Here is a 14750-nt window from a genome sequence, read left to right on the forward strand (position 1 = left end):
GCGAGCCCTCAACACAAGCACCTCCCCGGCGGAGGCCGGGGTCCAGTTGGGAAACGTTGCTGACGACGGCCGCGCGCCGTTACTGCGACCTCTCCAACTGGGCCCCGGCCTCCGCCGGGGAGGTGTACTTGTTCGACCGAATAGGCCCCAACCGAGTTCGCGATTATGGAGTCCTACTGCCCCTCGTAAGCTCCCGGGTCTTCCTCCGGCGGCCGGCGATCGTCGCGCGGTGGCGGGCCCTCATCGCGGTCGCGGCGGGAGGGGCCGACGGAGATGGTGCCGTCTTCACCCATCTTCAGGTTGAAGCCGAGGCCTTCGATCTCGCCGCCGAGCGGCAGCACCGAATTGTCCTGGTCGTTCGCAGGGAGCGCATCCGGGTCGACCTCTTCCACCGCCGGAGCAGGGGCGGCGATCGGTGCGATCCCCAGCGCGGACTGCATGAAGTCGCGCCAGATCCGTGCGGGGATACCGCCGCCCGATAGCCCCGGGTTCGACGAATTGTCGTCGTTGCCGACCCACACGCCGACCACCAGATCGCGCGCGAAGCCGACGAACAGCGCGTCCTTGTTGTCGGACGTCGTGCCGGTCTTGCCGAACGCGTCGACCGTCAGGTTCGCGCCGCGCCCGGTGCCGGTGCGGATCGATGCCGCCAACAGGTCGAGCATCTCGTCGTGGATCTTGCTCGGCATCTCGGTCGCGCCGCCGGTCAGCGACTGGTACCAGCCCTTTTCGCGCACGTCGGCGAGGCCACGCGGCTGGACCGGATATTGCTCGCGCGCGATGGCGGCATAGGCGGCGGTCAGTTCGAGCAGCGACACCGTCGAGGTGCCGAGGCCGATCGTGGCCTCGCTCGGGATCGGCGTCGAGATGCCGAGGTCGCGCGCCGCCTTGATCACCGCTTTCACGCCGACCTGTTGCGTGAGGCGTGCCGCCGCCACGTTGGAGGAGCGCGCGAACGCCTGGCGCAGCGTGATCGTGCCCTGATAGCGGCCATCGCTGTTCTTGGGGGTCCAATCGCCGATCGTTACCGGGCGGTCCTCGATCGTCGAATCGGGCGTCATCCCTTGGCGCATTGCGGCGAGGTACACGAACAGCTTGAACGTCGAGCCGGGCTGGCGGCGTGCCTGGGTCGCGCGGTTGAAGGGGCTCTTCGCGTAGTTCTTGCCGCCGACCATCGCGACGACCCGGCCGTCGGGACGCATCGCGACCAGCGCGACCTGTGCCTCCCTGAGACCAGCACGCGCGACGGTGCGCTCTGCCGCACGCTGTAAACGCGGATCGAGCGTGGTTTGGACGGTCGCCTCGGTCTTGATCTCGCCGGCCTGGTCGCGCGCTTCGGGAAGGATCCAATCGGCGAAATAGGTGCCGTTGGGGAGCTGCGACGGGCGGCTGCCGAGCACGCGCTGCGGCTGGACCGCGTCGCCCTCGGCCTTGGTCAAGAAACCGGCATCGACCATCGCGCCGACCACGACGGCCTCACGCTTGCGCGCGCCTTCGAGGTTGGAGGTGGGGGCGAGGCGCGACGGTGCCTTGACCAGACCGGCGAGCATCGCAGCCTGTCCGACGTTGAGCTTGTCGGGGGTGCGGCCGAAATAATGCTTGGCCGCCGCGCTGATCCCGTAGGTGTTGTCGCCGAAATAGACGTTCGAGAGATAGCGCGACAGAATCTCGTCCTTCGACAGCCAGGCCTCGAGCCAGAACGCGATCATCGCCTCGCGGATTTTCCGCGTCGCGGTGCGGTCCGAATCGAGGAACGCGTTCTTGGCGAGCTGTTGGGTGATCGTCGAGCCGCCCTGGCGGACGCCGCCCGAGCCCATGTTGGCCCACGCCGCACGCGCGATCCCGCGGGGATCGACGCCCCAGTGCGAATAGAAGCGCCGGTCCTCGATCGCGAGGAACGCCTGCGTGACATGCGGCGGAAGCTTGGCCGCGTCGACCGGCTTGCCGATGATCGCACCGCGTCGCGCGATCGGCGTGCCATCGTCTGCGGTCAGCGTGATCGAAGGCGGGGTGGGCGGCTGGAGCGACTTCGACAAGGGGGCAGTGATCGCCAGCCAGATGATCGCGATCACGAGCAGGACGATGCCGATCCCCAGCCCGCGCAGGATCCAGCGACCGATCGGGCGCTTGCGTCGCGGGGCGCGGGGTGTCGCGTAGGGCGGCAGTGCATCGCGGTCGTCATACGGCCCGGGCTCTTCGCCATCGCGCTCGCGATCGTATTTCTGGCGCAGGCGTTCGCGTTCGGTGATCAGCCGCTCGCGCTCAAAGGCATAGGGCTCGCGGTCGCCGCTTGAGCTGGAACGGTTGGTGTCGAAGGGATCGGGGCGCATCGGTCGTTCCAGCGGGTCGGCCAAGCGGCGGACATCAGGTGTATTATCGTCATACGACAGCTCGGGCAAGCCTGTGTCCGGCGTATGCACATGCTTAACGTGTACGGGGGCTTAGCGACAGCGTTCGTGGTGGTCGTGGAGCGAGAACGGACGCAAGCGCTGTTGTCTTCGCGCGACGAAACGGGGAAGAGCGGGTGCATGACGTTCGAACAGGATGAAACCGTGACCGCTCCCGATACTCTTCCCTTGGTCGTTGGCATTGGCGGCACGATCGGCGGGGTGTCGTCGACCGAGCGTGCACTCCGGATCGCGCTCGATGCGGTCGAGAAGCAGGGTTTCCGCACGCAGATGTTCGGCGGCGCGGACATGGCGCGGCTGCCGCTGTACGATCCGAAGGCGACGACGCGGACCGCGGACGAACGCGCGTTCGTCGAGGCCGTCCGCGGCGCATCGGCGGTAATCATCGCCAGCCCGGGCTATCATGGCAGCATTTCGGGCGTGGTGAAGAACGCGCTCGATCTGCTCGAGGAGACGTCGCGCGACGAACGGCCGTATCTGGCGGACATGCCGGTCGGGCTGATCGCGACGGCTTATGGCTGGCAGGCGACCGGCAGCACGATCGCGGCGCTGCGCTCGATCGTCCATGCGCTGCGGGGGTGGCCGACACCGTTTGCGGCTGCAATCAATACGCAGGTGACGAAGTTCGACGACGAGGGCGGCGCGAACGATCCTGCGGTGATCGAGCAGCTGCGGCTGGTCGGGCGTCAGGTGGCGAGGTTTGCGCCGTTGTCGGAGCCTGCGAACTAACAGGTTGGCGCTATTGTCCGTTCGTCCTGAGCGAAGTCGAAGGATATGCCCCAAGCGAGGGTGCTTCGACTTCGTTCAGCACCAACGGGGTAGGAGAGTTCTGAGGTTTCGTACCCTTTACCGTACCGCAGCGCGGAGGGTGGCTCTGACGCCGGTGTGCGTCGGGTCGTACTCCACGATCGTCTGGAGGCTTTGCGCCATCGCGCGGATCAGTTTCGTGCCTAGACCGGTGCCGCGTGGGACGGCGTCTTCGGGAATGCCGCAGCCATCGTCCTCGACCGCCAGCAGGAAGATGTCGTCGTCGATCCGGCTCAGTGCGACGCGGACTTCGCCGCCGCCGGTGGGGTAGGCGTATTTGCACGCGTTGGTGACGAGTTCGGTGACGATCACGCCGAGCGATACCGCGCGGTCGGTCGGCAGGCGGATCGGTTCGGCCGCAAGGCTGAGCGCGCGCGGGAGCGCGTCGGTCGACCAGGTCTCGGCGAGTTCGTCGACCAGCGCACCGAGATATTCCTGCATGTCGACGCTATCGACGTCGTTGCTGGTGTAGAGCCGGCGGTGGACCTGCGCGATCGCCTGGATTCGACGCTGGGTATCTTCGAGTGCCTCGCGGGCGGATGGATCGGTGAGTGCGGTCGCCTGGAGGCGGACCATCGCCGAGACGAGTTGCAGCGAGTTGGCGACGCGGTGGTTGACCTCGCCGAGCAGGGCTTCGAGCCGGGCGTTGCTGGCGCGGAGATCGGCTTCGGCGGACGCCTTCTCCTGTTCGAGCAGGGCGCGCGCGCGGACCTGTGCAAAGGACGCTGCGAGCAGGTCGAAGAAATCCTCCCCGACGGTCTTTACGACGTAATCCGACGCACCGGCCTTCAGCGCGGCGACCGCGATGCGGCCTTCCTCGGAGCCGGTGACGTACACGATCGGCGGATGATCGGGCAGGCGACGCAACGCTTCCAGCGTCTCGAGGCCGTCCATCCCGGGCATGTAGTGATCGACCGCGATCAGGTCGAAGGGCTCGGCGGCGGCCTTGACCACGCCCTCCGCGCCGGTCTCGGCGACGGTCATGCGGTAGCCGCGGCGTTCGAGCGCACGCGCCGCCAGCCGCCGAATACCGGCGTCGTCGTCGATATAGAGGACGCTAGGGGACAAAGGCACGGTCGTCGGCATCAGCTCTCGACGTCTGGAACCTGGATCACCGACAGGAACAGCCCGAGCTGGCGGATCGCCTGCGCGAAACTCTCATAATTGACCGGCTTGGTGATGTAGACGTTGCAGCCCAGATCGTAGCAGCGCTCGATCTCGACCTTGTCGTCGGTGGTGGTCAGCACGACGACGGGCGTACGGCGGAGCGGGCTGCCCTCCGCCTTGATCCGCGTGAGGATGTCGGTGCCGCTCATATCGGGCAGGTTGAGATCGAGCAGGATCATCGCCGGGCCGCTTTTCGCAGGGCCGTCGGCCGCGTTGAACAGGAAGTCGAGCGCGCTGGTGCCGTCGGTAAAGTGCTTGATGTCGTTCAGGATCCCTGCGCGACGGATGTTCTTCTCGATCAGCCGGGCATGGCCCTCGTCGTCCTCGATCATGACGATGCCGACGGTCTGGTGCTGGTTCATGCCGTGATATCCTGGATCGTCAGTGCGCTGGGAAGATTGAGGCGGAAGGTCGCGCCGTCGTCGAGCGTCGACTGTACGTCGATCGTGCCGTCGAGACGATAGGCGAGTGCGCGGACATGCGCGAGTCCGATGCCTTCGCCGGGTTGGTCCTGCGGGCCGGAGCGGCGGAACAGGTCGAACACGCGCTGGTGATCGCGCGGATCGATGCCGCGGCCGTTGTCGACCACCGAGAGGATGACGCGGTTGCGCTCCTTGTGGCCGCGCACGACGATCTCGCCGGGGCGGCCGGGCTTGAGATATTTGGTGGCGTTCTCGATCAGGTTCGACAGGATCTGTTCGAGCGCGAGGCGATCGGTGACGACCGCGGGGATCGGCCGTTCGACGCGGACGACCGCGCCGCGATCATCGATGACGTGCTGCATCGATCCGATGATCGTGTCGACCAGCTGTGCGGGGTCGATATGTTCGGGCGCGATCGTGCGGCGGCCTTCGCGCGACAGTTTGAGGATGGCGTTGATCAGCCGGTCCATCTTCTGCGTCGAGGTGCGGATGAAGCCGATCGCCTCGGGCAGATCCTCTCGCGCCGCCAGCCGGGCGTCGGCGGTGAGGATGTGCGGCGCTTCGGCCTCGGCGCGGTCGACGAGTTCGGCGAGCGGGCCGGCCGCGGTCGCGAGTTCGGCGGTGAAGCCCATCACGTTGACCAGGGGCGAGCGCAGGTCGTGGCTGACGATATAGGCGAAGCGCTGGATCTCCTCGTTCGCGCGGCTCAGATCGGCGGTGCGCGTCGCGACCTGATCCTCGAGCGATTCGTTGAGTTCGCGCAGGCTGTCGCGCGAGGCGGCGAGATCGGCGGTGTAGCGGCGGATCACCAGGATCGCGAGGATCGCGACCACCAGCAGCAGCGCGGCGGCGAGGCCCGCGACCGAGAGGAACAGCGCGCTGCTGCGTTGCTGGCGTTGGGTACGGATCGCGAGCAGGCGGACCTCGTCGGCGGCCATCGCCTGGAGGCGGTAGCGGATGCCGCGCATCAGCGGCACGCTGGCGTCGACCGCGAACCGGCGTTGTGCTTCGGCGATCTGGCCCGACGCGACCAGCGCCATCGACTCGGTCCTGAGCGCGCGCAACCGGACGAAGCGCGGCTCGATCCGGTCGAGTCGCGCGATCTGTGCGGGATTGTCGTGGGTCAGGCGGCGCAGCGTGGCGATCGAGGGGACGATGTTGCCTGCGCTGCGCGCATAGGCGGTGGCGAAGAGCGGCTTCCCCGCCAGGACATAACCACGGCGTGCGGTCTCGGACTGCTCCATCTGGATCTGGAGCGTGGCGATCGCCTGGCGGACGTCCTGCGTGTGGAGGATCTCGGCGGTGTAGGTGCGGCTGCGAATCGTGATCCAGCCGATCGCGATCGCCGCGGCGGCGAGCGCGATGAAGCCGAGCGTCATGAACGCGACCAGCCAGCGGGCGACCCGCCCCTCCGACGAGGGCAATTTCAGACGTACGCTTACCATTGGGGGCGATCTACGTCAGGGCCGGTCGTTACGCCAGCGATACTGGCTAGACGTGAAACAAGGGGCGCGACCGCTTCAAGATCCTCACCCGCAAGGCGGAGGTGGCGCCGAAGGCGACGGAGGGGGAGGATACGGAACATCGGTTTCCCTTACCTCCCCCTCCGTCTGGCAAGCGCCAGCCACCTCCCCCTGGCGGGGGAGGATCATAGGGGTGCTACAGCAGCAGGTCCTGCGCGCTGGCTTTGCCGACGCGGCCGCCGCCGCTGCGCCGGTCCATTTCGTGGTTGGCGGTGAAGCGGATGTCGGGGTCGCGGTCGGTCATGAACGCCATCAAGGTCTCGTGATCGAGCTCGGACCATTCCTTGCCGCGATCGGGGCCGTAACGGACGCGCGGGATGAGGCCGGGGTCGCGCGACCATTCGAGCAGTTGCGCGAGACTCGCCTCGTTGAGCATGTCGCGGAGGTGGAACGCGGTGACGTACGCGTCGGGAAACGCGCGGTGCGCGGGCAGGCCGCGCTCATGCTCCATGCCGTGCGGCTTGCGCCAATAGCGCAGCACCTGATTCGAGAAGCTCGGGCTGTCGGGCCAGAGCCGGAGCGCGCATTTCCAGGTGCAGATCCACTCGGCATCGCGGGTCAGCGCAGACGTGCAGAATTTCTGCTCGAAATCGGCGCGGTGCGCAGCCAGCGCGAGGCGGCGCGGCCAGGGGTCGAGCACTTGCCGCGCGCAATCATGCCAATAGGGCGCGTCGGCGACCTGTTCGTCGAGGATGTGGTGGATCGCCTGCGTCACCGGCGGGATGAGGCGGCCGGGATTGACGAGGATGCTGCCGCCTTCGCCGTAGATCTCCCAGCGGCCGTCCTCGCCGAGCGCGACGTCCTGCCAGCCGATCTCGCAGACGCCGTGCGCGGGCGGGGCGGAACCGGTGGTCTCCAGGTCGACGACTCGGATCATCTGCGGTTGCTGTTTGGGCTTGGGGTAGGGGGGCGCCATGCCCGCCATGTGGGGACAAAAGCGCGCTTAATCCAGCGCGTATGCATCCTCATGGTCGATATCCATCTCGCGGACGCCGCGACGTTGGCGGGCGCGGTCGACGAGTTTGCGCAGGCCCTCGCGGCGGTCGCGTGCCATCGGGATATCGCGGAGGATGAATTCGCCGCCGCTCGTCGTGCGGTCGCTGGAGGTGAGCGTAATCGTGCCGATGTCGGTCATCTGATTGAGCAGCGAATAGCCAAGGCGGACGTCCTTGATCCGGTAGAGCTCGATCTCGTCGATCGTCTTGAACAGGATTCCGCGCCTGATGATCAGGCGCTGGTCGGTGATCTCGTAGCTAACGCTGCGGTTCTTGAGCCAGCGGATGCCGATGATGACGAAGCCGATGCCGGCGAGGCAGGTGAGTAGCGTGCCCCAACCGGCAAAGCTGCCGAGCAGCCAGCGGCGCGTGCTGGAGCGGAATTCGTCGACTGGGCGCTCCACTTGGGGACTCCTTGGGGTGGTGGCGGGACGGTAGGCTGGGGCGGTCGCGTGTCAATCGTCCTCCCGTTCTCCCGCGGAGGCGGGAGTCCAGGGTTCTGGGCGACGACATTCGTGATTCCTGGCCCCCCGCCTTCGCGGGGGAACGGTTAGTTTCGCGTTACGTCGCGAGTCTCGGCGCTCGCCGGGCGTCAAATTCTGCGACCATCCCATCCCCCTGCACACCCCGGCGAAGGCCGGGGCCCAGTTGGGGAACGTTGCTAACGGTACGCGGCACTTCGTTATGTCCACCTTTCCAACTGGGCCCCGGCCTTCGCCGGGGTGGCGGCCTTGTTATGGTACCGATCTCGCAACACCGCTGACCGCGAGTTGCGCGTCGACCTCCGCGAGCAGCGCGTCGAGCGCCGCCTGATCCTTCGCCTCCGCGCGAACCGTAAGCATCGCCTGTGTGTTCGACGCGCGGAGGAGCCACCAGCCTTCGGGTGTCGTCACACGCGCGCCGTCGGTGAGGTTCATCTCCGCGCCATCCTCTTTCAACCGTGCGATCACCTCGTCGACCACCGCGAATTTGCGCGCGTCCTCGACCGGAAAGCGCAGGTCGGGCGTCGCCACCAGCGCCGGCATCCCGTCGCGCAGTTCGGTGAGCGAGCGACCCGACAGATGCACCGCACGGATCAGCCGCACCGCCGCATACAGCGCATCATCGAAGCCGTAATACTCGCCGGCGAAGAAAAGGTGGCCGCTGAGTTCGCCTCCCAAGGGCGCGCCGGTGCGGGTCATTGCTGTCTTCATCAGGCTGTGGCCGGTGGGAGCCATGACCGGCTCGCCGCCCAGTTCGGCGATTCGGTCGAACAGCGCTTGCGAAGACTTCACGTCCGCAACGATCGGCGCGCCCGGATGCTCGCGCAGTGCAGGTTCGACCAATATGGAGAGAATCTGGTCGCCCCAAATCACCCGCCCCAAACCGTCGACTGCGCCGATCCGGTCGCCGTCGCCATCGAAGGCCAGTCCGAAATCGAGGTTCTTCTCCGCGACCAGGCGCTTGAGATCGGCAAGGTTCGCCTCTTCGGTAGGATCGGGATGATGGTTGGGAAAATTGCCGTCGACTTCGGCGAAGATCACATGATGCTCACCCGGCAGCAGCTGGACGAGCTTCTCGATTGCCGGGCCGGCCGCGCCGTTGCCCGTGTCCCAGCCGATCCGGTACGCACCGCCCGCATAGCCGAGCATCAGTCGCCCGACATAGGCGTCGAGCACATCGGCGGTTGTGATTTCGCCCGCGCCTTCGCTCCAGGCGCCCGACGCGGCGAGTGTGGCCAGGCCCTGGATGTCGTCGCCGAAAAATGGCGCGTGGGCGTGTACCATCTTGAAGCCGTTATACTCGGGGGGATTGTGGCTGCCGGTTACCTGGATGCCGCCATCCACTTCTAGCGTCGCCTCGGCGTAGTAGAGCATCGGCGAGGTACTGAGGCCGATCCGGACGACGTCGACGCCGCCGGCGGTGAGGCCGGCGACAAGCGCGGCTTCGAGTTCGGGGGAGGAATTGCGGCCGTCATAGCCGACCGTGACGCGGGTGCCGCCGGCGGCGCGGATGCGGGTGGCGAAGCCTCGGCCGATCGCGACGGCGTCGGCGGGGCCGAGCGCTTTGCCGACGATCCCGCGGATGTCGTATTCGCGGAGCGAGGTCGGGTCGAACTGATGGGTCATGGGCCTCTCGACGATTATGTCTCACTGCGGTTCCCCCGCGAAAGCGGGGGCCCGGGAGCCAAGAGCGACAGCGTTCGTAACCCTGGGCTCCTTGCGTTCGCAGGAGAACGGTTTAGCGCGACCGCTTCAGCAGCAGATCCCGCGCGGCGTTCACTCGCCGCGTCAGGTCGGTAGAGCCGCCGCGGTCGGGGTGAACCGAGGCGATCAGGCGGCGGTGTGCGCTGCGGATCGCGTCTGCGTCCGCGCTGCGGTCTATGCCAAGGATCGACCGAGCCTCTGCTTCATCGGTGACGACGCGCTGCTTCGGCTTCGGGCGCAGGTAATGCCACGCCGCCCAGATAAACAGCGCGGCTACGATCCACTTCACGCAGCCACATCCGGTGCGCGCTCGGCGACCACCTCGGGCAACTGCAATGCGGCCATCATCTCGCGCAGTTCCTGGCGCGCAGCGACGTGGCCGAGGCCCATGCTGCCGAACGCCTTCGAGTCGATCATCGTCAGGCCGGCGGGGAACATCTCGCGGTAGATCACGCGCTCGCCGAGGCCCGGGATGATCCGGAAGCCGACGCGCTTGGCCAGCTGCGCGAGCGCGTCCGATACGCGGCGCATGTTGCGCGCCTCGATGTGCTGGAGGCGGTTGCGCAGGACGACCCAGTCGATCGTCGTGCCGTCGGCGCGTGCGCGCTGCTTCCGCGCGTCCCAGATGAGTTCGGAATAGAAGCTTGGGCGGGTCACCTGATACGTCTCGGGATCGACCTGACCGATCAGGTCGAAGTCGACGAAGCTGTCGTTCATCGGCGTGACCAGCGTGTTCGCCAGCGCCGCAGCGGTGCGGGCAAAAGGATCGTCGCGGCCCGGCGTGTCGACGACCAGGAAGTCCGAGCCTTCGCAGAGCGAGTGCCAGAGATCCTCGAACTGGTCCTCGCTCTGGTCCGACAGCGTCGCGTGGCGCGGCATCGGCAGCACCGAGCCGTTACGCTTCATCGTCTCGGCGCGGTTGTCGAGATAGCGGCCGACGGTGCGCTGGCGGTGGTCCAGATCGAGACACGCGACGCGCGCACCCTTCGCGGCGAGCGCGATCGCGACGTGCACCGCGGTCGTCGACTTGCCCGTGCCGCCCTTCTCGTTGGCGAACACGATGACGTGCGTCGAAGCTTGGGGTGAGTCAGGGCCCGTGGCCAACGCGCGTTTCCTTATTGATCGTAACAGTCACCCTTCATAGAAGCCGCGACCGCACTTATCGAGTAGGAGTTTCACGTGGACACCGTCCGGGACCTTAATGCGTTGCGCGAAAGCGTCGCCGCCTTCCGTGCGGCGGGGCAGCGCGTTGCGCTCGTCCCGACGATGGGGGCGCTCCACGCCGGCCATGTCGCGCTGATCGAGGCGGCGAAGCGGCCGGGGACGAAGGTCGTCGCGTCGATCTTCGTCAATCCGACGCAGTTCGGGCCGAACGAGGATCTGTCGCGCTATCCGCGGCGTGAGATGGCCGATATCCGGATGCTCAACGAGGCCGGGTGCGACCTGCTCTGGCTGCCGTCGGTCGAGACGATGTATCCCGATGGCTTCGCGACGTCGGTGCGCGTCTCGGGTGTCAGCGACGGGTTCGACGGCGCCTCGCGTCCCGGCCATTTCGACGGCGTCGCGACGGTCGTGTCGAAGCTGTTCAACCAGGTCGGCCCCGATGCGGCGTATTTCGGCGAGAAGGATTACCAGCAACTGGCTGTCGTCCGGCGGTTCGTTGCCGATCTCGACTTCTCGATCGATATCGTCGGGGTGCCGACGCAGCGCGACGACGACGGTTTGGCGATGTCGTCGCGCAACATCTATCTCGACGACGAGCAGCGCAAGCAGGCGGTGGCCCTGCCGCGCGCGCTGGGCGTCGCCGCGCGTGCGATCGCGAAGGGCGAGGACGTCGAGTCGGTGCTCGACGATGCGCGCACGACCTTGGTCGGGGCGGGGTTCACGATCGATTACGTCGCGCTGGCGGATGCCGAGACACTGGCGGAGAACCCTGCGGCGGAGCGTCCGCGGCGGTTGCTGGCGGCGGCGCGGATGGGTGCGACGCGGCTGATCGATAACATCGCGATCGACCGTCCGGGCGAGTTGTAAAAAGCAGACGTTAACCCATTAACCATTTGGAAGTCCGAATCACCGCAGGATGCCTTCAAGAACATTGGGGGCAAGACCATGGGCAGCAGTCTCAAGAACGCGAATTTTCTGATCGAACGCCGTCTGGCGGATGCGGCGCGCGGCGACGACCGGGCGTGCTACGAACTCGGGATGGTGTATTCGACGGGGACGTCGGGCGTCGTGCTCGACCTGATCGAAGCGCACAAGTGGTTCAACCTGGCGGCGGTGTCGGGGAACATCGCGGCGCAGGAATGCCGCGCGGAGATCGCCGAGGACATGACCGCGCGGGAGATTTCGGTGGCGCAGCGCGCCGCGCGGGATTGGATGCAGTTGACGCAACGCCGGGCGGCTTGAGCTGAAGGCTCCCCTTCCGCTTGCGGGAGGGGTCGGGGGAGGGGATCACCGCGAACGTCGCGTTCGTGGGGTATTTCGGTCCCTCCCCTAGCCCCTCCCGCGAGCGGGAGGGGGATTAGGCTTCGGCTTTCTTCTTTGGGGCGGCTTTCTTGGCAGGGGCCTTTTTAGCCGGGGCCTTCTTGGCTGGGGCTTTCGCCTCAGCCGCGTCCTTGGCCGGTGCCTTCTTCGCCGCCGGCTTCTTGGCGGGCGCTTTCTTCTTCTTCGTTGCCGGCGCAGCGGCGGCACGCGCGTCGATCAAAGACGCGGCTTCCTCAAGCGTCAGCTGGTCCTTCTCGATCGACTTGGGCAGCGTAGCGTTGGTCGTGCCGTCGGTGACGTAGGCGCCGTAACGCCCTTCCATCAGCTTAATCTCGGCCTCGGTACGCGGATGGTTGCCTAATATCTTCAACGGCGCCTGAGCCCCACGCGCGGTACGTCCGCCGCCAGCGGCCGCTTCGGCAAGCTTCACCACCGCCGCATTCATGCCCGTCTCGAACACGTCCGCCGTGGTCTGAAGCCGCGCATACTTGCCCGCATGCTTCAGATACGGCCCGAACTTGCCGATCGTCGAAATGATCGGTTCGCCGGTCTCGGGGTGGTTGCCGACGGTCCGTGGGAGCGAGAGCAGCTTGACCGCCCACTCCAGATTGAGCTCGCCGATATCCTTCGGGATCGACGCCATCTTGCGGTCTTCGCCTTCGCCAATCTGCAGATACGGGCCGAAGCGTCCCGATTTGCGCTCGATCGGCTGACCGGTGTCGGGGTGCGTGCCGAGCGTCGACGGGCCGGCATCCGCCTCGGCGTCGCCGCCGGGCTGCGCGAAGCGGCGCGTGTATTTGCAATCGGGATAGTTCGAGCACGCGATGAATGCGCCGAACTTGCCGCCACGCAGCGCCAGCTGGCCCTCGCCGCAGTTGGGGCAGAGACGCGGATCGCCGCCGTCCGCCTTGGCCGGGAACAGGTACGGCGCGAGGAAGGTGTCGAGTTCGGCGGTGATCGCGGACGGCTGCTGCTCCATCACCTCGTTGGTGCGCGGCTTGAAATCGCGCCAGAAGGCGTCGAGCACCGACTGCCACTGCGCGCGGCCGCCGGAGACGTCGTCGAGTTCTTCCTCCAACTCTGCGGTGTAGTCGTAGCCGACATATTTCTCGAAGAAGCGTTCGAGGAACGCCGTCACCAGCCGCCCGGACTCTTCGGCGAAGAAGCGGTTCTTCTCGATCCGGACGTAGGCGCGGTCCTTCAGCGTCTTGATGATCGAGGCGTAGGTGGACGGGCGGCCGATGCCGAGTTCCTCCATACGCTTGACCAGCGAGGCTTCGGAAAACCGCGGCGGCGGCTGGGTGAAATGCTGCTCGGCGTCGACCTTCTTCTTGGCGGGCGCATCGCCTTCGCGCATCCGCGGCAGGCGGCGGGCGTCTTCGTCGGCGGAATCGTCAGACCCTTCCTCGTACAAGGCTAGGTAGCCGGGGAAGAGTACGACCTGGCCGGTAGCGCGGAGGATGTTGCGGCCGGTGCCGTCAGCCATCTCGACCGTCGTGCGCTCCATGCGGGCGGACGCCATCTGGCTCGCCAGCGCGCGCTTGAAGATCAGGTCGTAGAGGCGCGCGTGATCGCCGCCGCCGGCCTTGTCCTTGCCGAAATCGGTCGGGCGGATCGCCTCGTGCGCTTCCTGTGCGTTCTTCGCCTTCGACTGATATTGGCGTGGCTTGTCGGGGACATAGCTCGCGTCGAAGCGGTTCGCGACGGCGAGACGCGCGGCCGAAATCGCGCTGCTATCCATCTGCACGCCGTCGGTACGCATATAGGTGATCGCGCCGTCCTCGTAGAGGCCCTGCGCGATCCGCATCGTGTGATCTGCCGAGAAACCGAGTTTGCGCGAGGCTTCCTGCTGCAAGGTCGACGTGGTGAACGGCGGCGGCGGGTTGCGACCGGCGGGCTTGGTCTCGACCGACTGGACCGAGAAATTGCCGTCGAGCACGGCCTGCTTGGCGCGCAGGGCATCGCCTTCGTTGCCGATCGAGAGGCGGTCGAGCTTGTTGCCCTCGAATTGCGTTAGGCGCGACGTGAACGCGGTGCCGTCATGCTCCATCTCGGCCGTGACCGACCAGTATTCCTGCGGCTTGAAGACGTCGATCTCGCGCTCGCGCTGGACGATCAGGCGGAGCGAGACGGACTGGACGCGACCGGCGGACTTGGCGCCGGGCAGCTTGCGCCACAGCACCGGCGACAGCGTGAAGCCGACCAGATAATCGAGCGCGCGGCGGGCGCGGTAGGCATCGATCAGATCGTCGTCGAGCTCGCGCGGGTTCTTCATTGCCTCGGTCACCGTCGCCTTAGTGATCGCGTTGAAGGTGACGCGCTCGACCTCCTTGGGGAGTGCCTTCCGTGCACGCAGCACTTCGCGGACATGCCACGAAATCGCCTCGCCCTCGCGATCCGGATCGGTCGCGAGGATCAGGCGGTCGGCGAGCTTGGCGAGATCGGTGATCGCCTTCAGCTGCTTCGACTTGTCCGCGTAATTCTCCCACGTCATCGCGAAGGCGTCGTCGGGATCGACCGAGCCGTCTTTGGGCGGCAGGTCGCGGACATGGCCGTAGCTGGCCAGGACGCGGTAATCGCTGCCCAGATACTTCTCGATGGTTTTGGCCTTGGCAGGCGATTCGACGATGACAAGCTGCATGGGGAAACCGGGGTCCTTACGTGTACGCGTACGAGGGTGACGGCGTCGGGGTGGCCGCGTCAACCCGGGGACGATCCGGAATGACGTGCATCAAGTGCCGTCGAGGCAGCCGGTTTT

13 protein-coding genes are annotated in these 14750 nt (G+C 66.7%); 3 read left to right on the top strand and 10 right to left on the bottom strand.

The annotated features are described in order from the left end of the window. Positions 1-173 precede the first annotated feature (173 nt). A complete protein-coding gene (locus C8J40_RS04140; protein ID WP_132895932.1) occupies positions 174-2330 on the bottom strand; it encodes a transglycosylase domain-containing protein in 2157 nt (718 codons plus the stop codon). Positions 2331-2528: 198 nt separating this feature from the next. Between C8J40_RS04140 and C8J40_RS04145 the strand changes: the two genes are divergently transcribed. Then, positions 2529-3137, top strand: a complete 609-nt coding sequence (locus C8J40_RS04145; protein ID WP_132737065.1) for an NADPH-dependent FMN reductase — start codon at positions 2529-2531, stop codon at positions 3135-3137. 117 nt (positions 3138-3254) lie between these two features. On the opposite strand, the gene C8J40_RS04150 is transcribed toward C8J40_RS04145, so the two are convergent. The 8 genes from C8J40_RS04150 to C8J40_RS04185 form a co-directional block, all read right to left on the bottom strand. After that, positions 3255-4301, bottom strand: a complete 1047-nt coding sequence (locus C8J40_RS04150; protein WP_132895933.1) for a histidine kinase dimerization/phosphoacceptor domain -containing protein — start codon at positions 4299-4301, stop codon at positions 3255-3257. After that, complete coding sequence (locus C8J40_RS04155; protein ID WP_132737071.1) at positions 4301-4744, bottom strand: response regulator; 444 nt, start codon at positions 4742-4744, stop codon at positions 4301-4303. Before C8J40_RS04155 ends, C8J40_RS04150 begins: the two co-directional genes overlap by 1 nt. Continuing rightward, positions 4741-6249: a sensor histidine kinase gene (locus C8J40_RS04160; protein WP_132895934.1), complete on the bottom strand. Its 1509-nt coding sequence runs from the start codon at positions 6247-6249 to the stop codon at positions 4741-4743. The genes C8J40_RS04155 and C8J40_RS04160 overlap by 4 nt, the downstream gene beginning before the upstream one ends. Before the next feature lie 214 nt (positions 6250-6463). Next, complete coding sequence (locus C8J40_RS04165) at positions 6464-7243, bottom strand: exonuclease domain-containing protein (protein WP_132895935.1); 780 nt, start codon at positions 7241-7243, stop codon at positions 6464-6466. A 27-nt stretch (positions 7244-7270) separates the two neighbouring features. After that, positions 7271-7726 (bottom strand): PH domain-containing protein, encoded by a 456-nt coding sequence (locus tag C8J40_RS04170; protein ID WP_132895936.1) that lies wholly within the window; start codon positions 7724-7726, stop codon positions 7271-7273. Positions 7727-8056: 330 nt separating this feature from the next. Next, the gene (locus C8J40_RS04175) at positions 8057-9430 is read right to left on the bottom strand and encodes a phosphomannomutase/phosphoglucomutase (RefSeq protein WP_132895937.1); all 1374 of its coding nucleotides are present in this window, start codon (positions 9428-9430) and stop codon (positions 8057-8059) included. Positions 9431-9542: 112 nt separating this feature from the next. Further along, the gene (locus C8J40_RS04180) at positions 9543-9797 is read right to left on the bottom strand and encodes a DnaJ domain-containing protein (RefSeq protein WP_132895938.1); all 255 of its coding nucleotides are present in this window, start codon (positions 9795-9797) and stop codon (positions 9543-9545) included. After that, positions 9794-10612, bottom strand: a complete 819-nt coding sequence (locus C8J40_RS04185) for a division plane positioning ATPase MipZ (RefSeq protein ID WP_132895939.1) — start codon at positions 10610-10612, stop codon at positions 9794-9796. The genes C8J40_RS04180 and C8J40_RS04185 overlap by 4 nt, the downstream gene beginning before the upstream one ends. A gap of 75 nt (positions 10613-10687) precedes the next feature. Here C8J40_RS04185 and panC point away from each other — a divergent pair, with 75 nt between their 5' ends. Next, positions 10688-11539, top strand: a complete 852-nt coding sequence (gene panC, locus C8J40_RS04190) for a pantoate--beta-alanine ligase (protein ID WP_132895940.1) — start codon at positions 10688-10690, stop codon at positions 11537-11539. Between the two features lie 78 nt (positions 11540-11617). Next, positions 11618-11914 (top strand): sel1 repeat family protein, encoded by a 297-nt coding sequence (locus C8J40_RS04195; RefSeq protein WP_132895941.1) that lies wholly within the window; start codon positions 11618-11620, stop codon positions 11912-11914. Between the two features lie 115 nt (positions 11915-12029). Here the strand turns inward: C8J40_RS04195 and topA are convergent, their stop codons facing one another. Then, on the bottom strand, positions 12030-14633 hold the full coding sequence (topA, locus tag C8J40_RS04200; RefSeq protein WP_132895942.1) for a type I DNA topoisomerase: 2604 nt from the start codon (positions 14631-14633) through the stop codon (positions 12030-12032). Positions 14634-14750 lie beyond the last annotated feature (117 nt).

The sequence above is a fragment of the Sphingomonas sp. PP-CC-3A-396 genome, from assembly GCF_004343105.1.
Classification (GTDB): Bacteria; Pseudomonadota; Alphaproteobacteria; order Sphingomonadales; family Sphingomonadaceae; genus Sphingomonas.

What these genes read in the sequence shown, in the direction of transcription:
- C8J40_RS04140 (WP_132895932.1), bottom strand. Translation starts at nt 2,330, where the DNA reads ATGCGCCCCGATCCCTTCGACACCAACCGTTCCAGCTCAAGCGGCGAC.
- C8J40_RS04145 (WP_132737065.1), top strand. Translation starts at nt 2,529, where the DNA reads ATGACGTTCGAACAGGATGAAACCGTGACCGCTCCCGATACTCTTCCC.
- C8J40_RS04150 (WP_132895933.1), bottom strand. Translation starts at nt 4,301, where the DNA reads ATGCCGACGACCGTGCCTTTGTCCCCTAGCGTCCTCTATATCGACGAC.
- C8J40_RS04155 (WP_132737071.1), bottom strand. Translation starts at nt 4,744, where the DNA reads ATGAACCAGCACCAGACCGTCGGCATCGTCATGATCGAGGACGACGAG.
- C8J40_RS04160 (WP_132895934.1), bottom strand. Translation starts at nt 6,249, where the DNA reads ATGGTAAGCGTACGTCTGAAATTGCCCTCGTCGGAGGGGCGGGTCGCC.
- C8J40_RS04165 (WP_132895935.1), bottom strand. Translation starts at nt 7,243, where the DNA reads ATGGCGCCCCCCTACCCCAAGCCCAAACAGCAACCGCAGATGATCCGA.
- C8J40_RS04175 (WP_132895937.1), bottom strand. Translation starts at nt 9,430, where the DNA reads ATGACCCATCAGTTCGACCCGACCTCGCTCCGCGAATACGACATCCGC.
- C8J40_RS04195 (WP_132895941.1), top strand. Translation starts at nt 11,618, where the DNA reads ATGGGCAGCAGTCTCAAGAACGCGAATTTTCTGATCGAACGCCGTCTG.
- topA (WP_132895942.1), bottom strand. Translation starts at nt 14,633, where the DNA reads ATGCAGCTTGTCATCGTCGAATCGCCTGCCAAGGCCAAAACCATCGAG.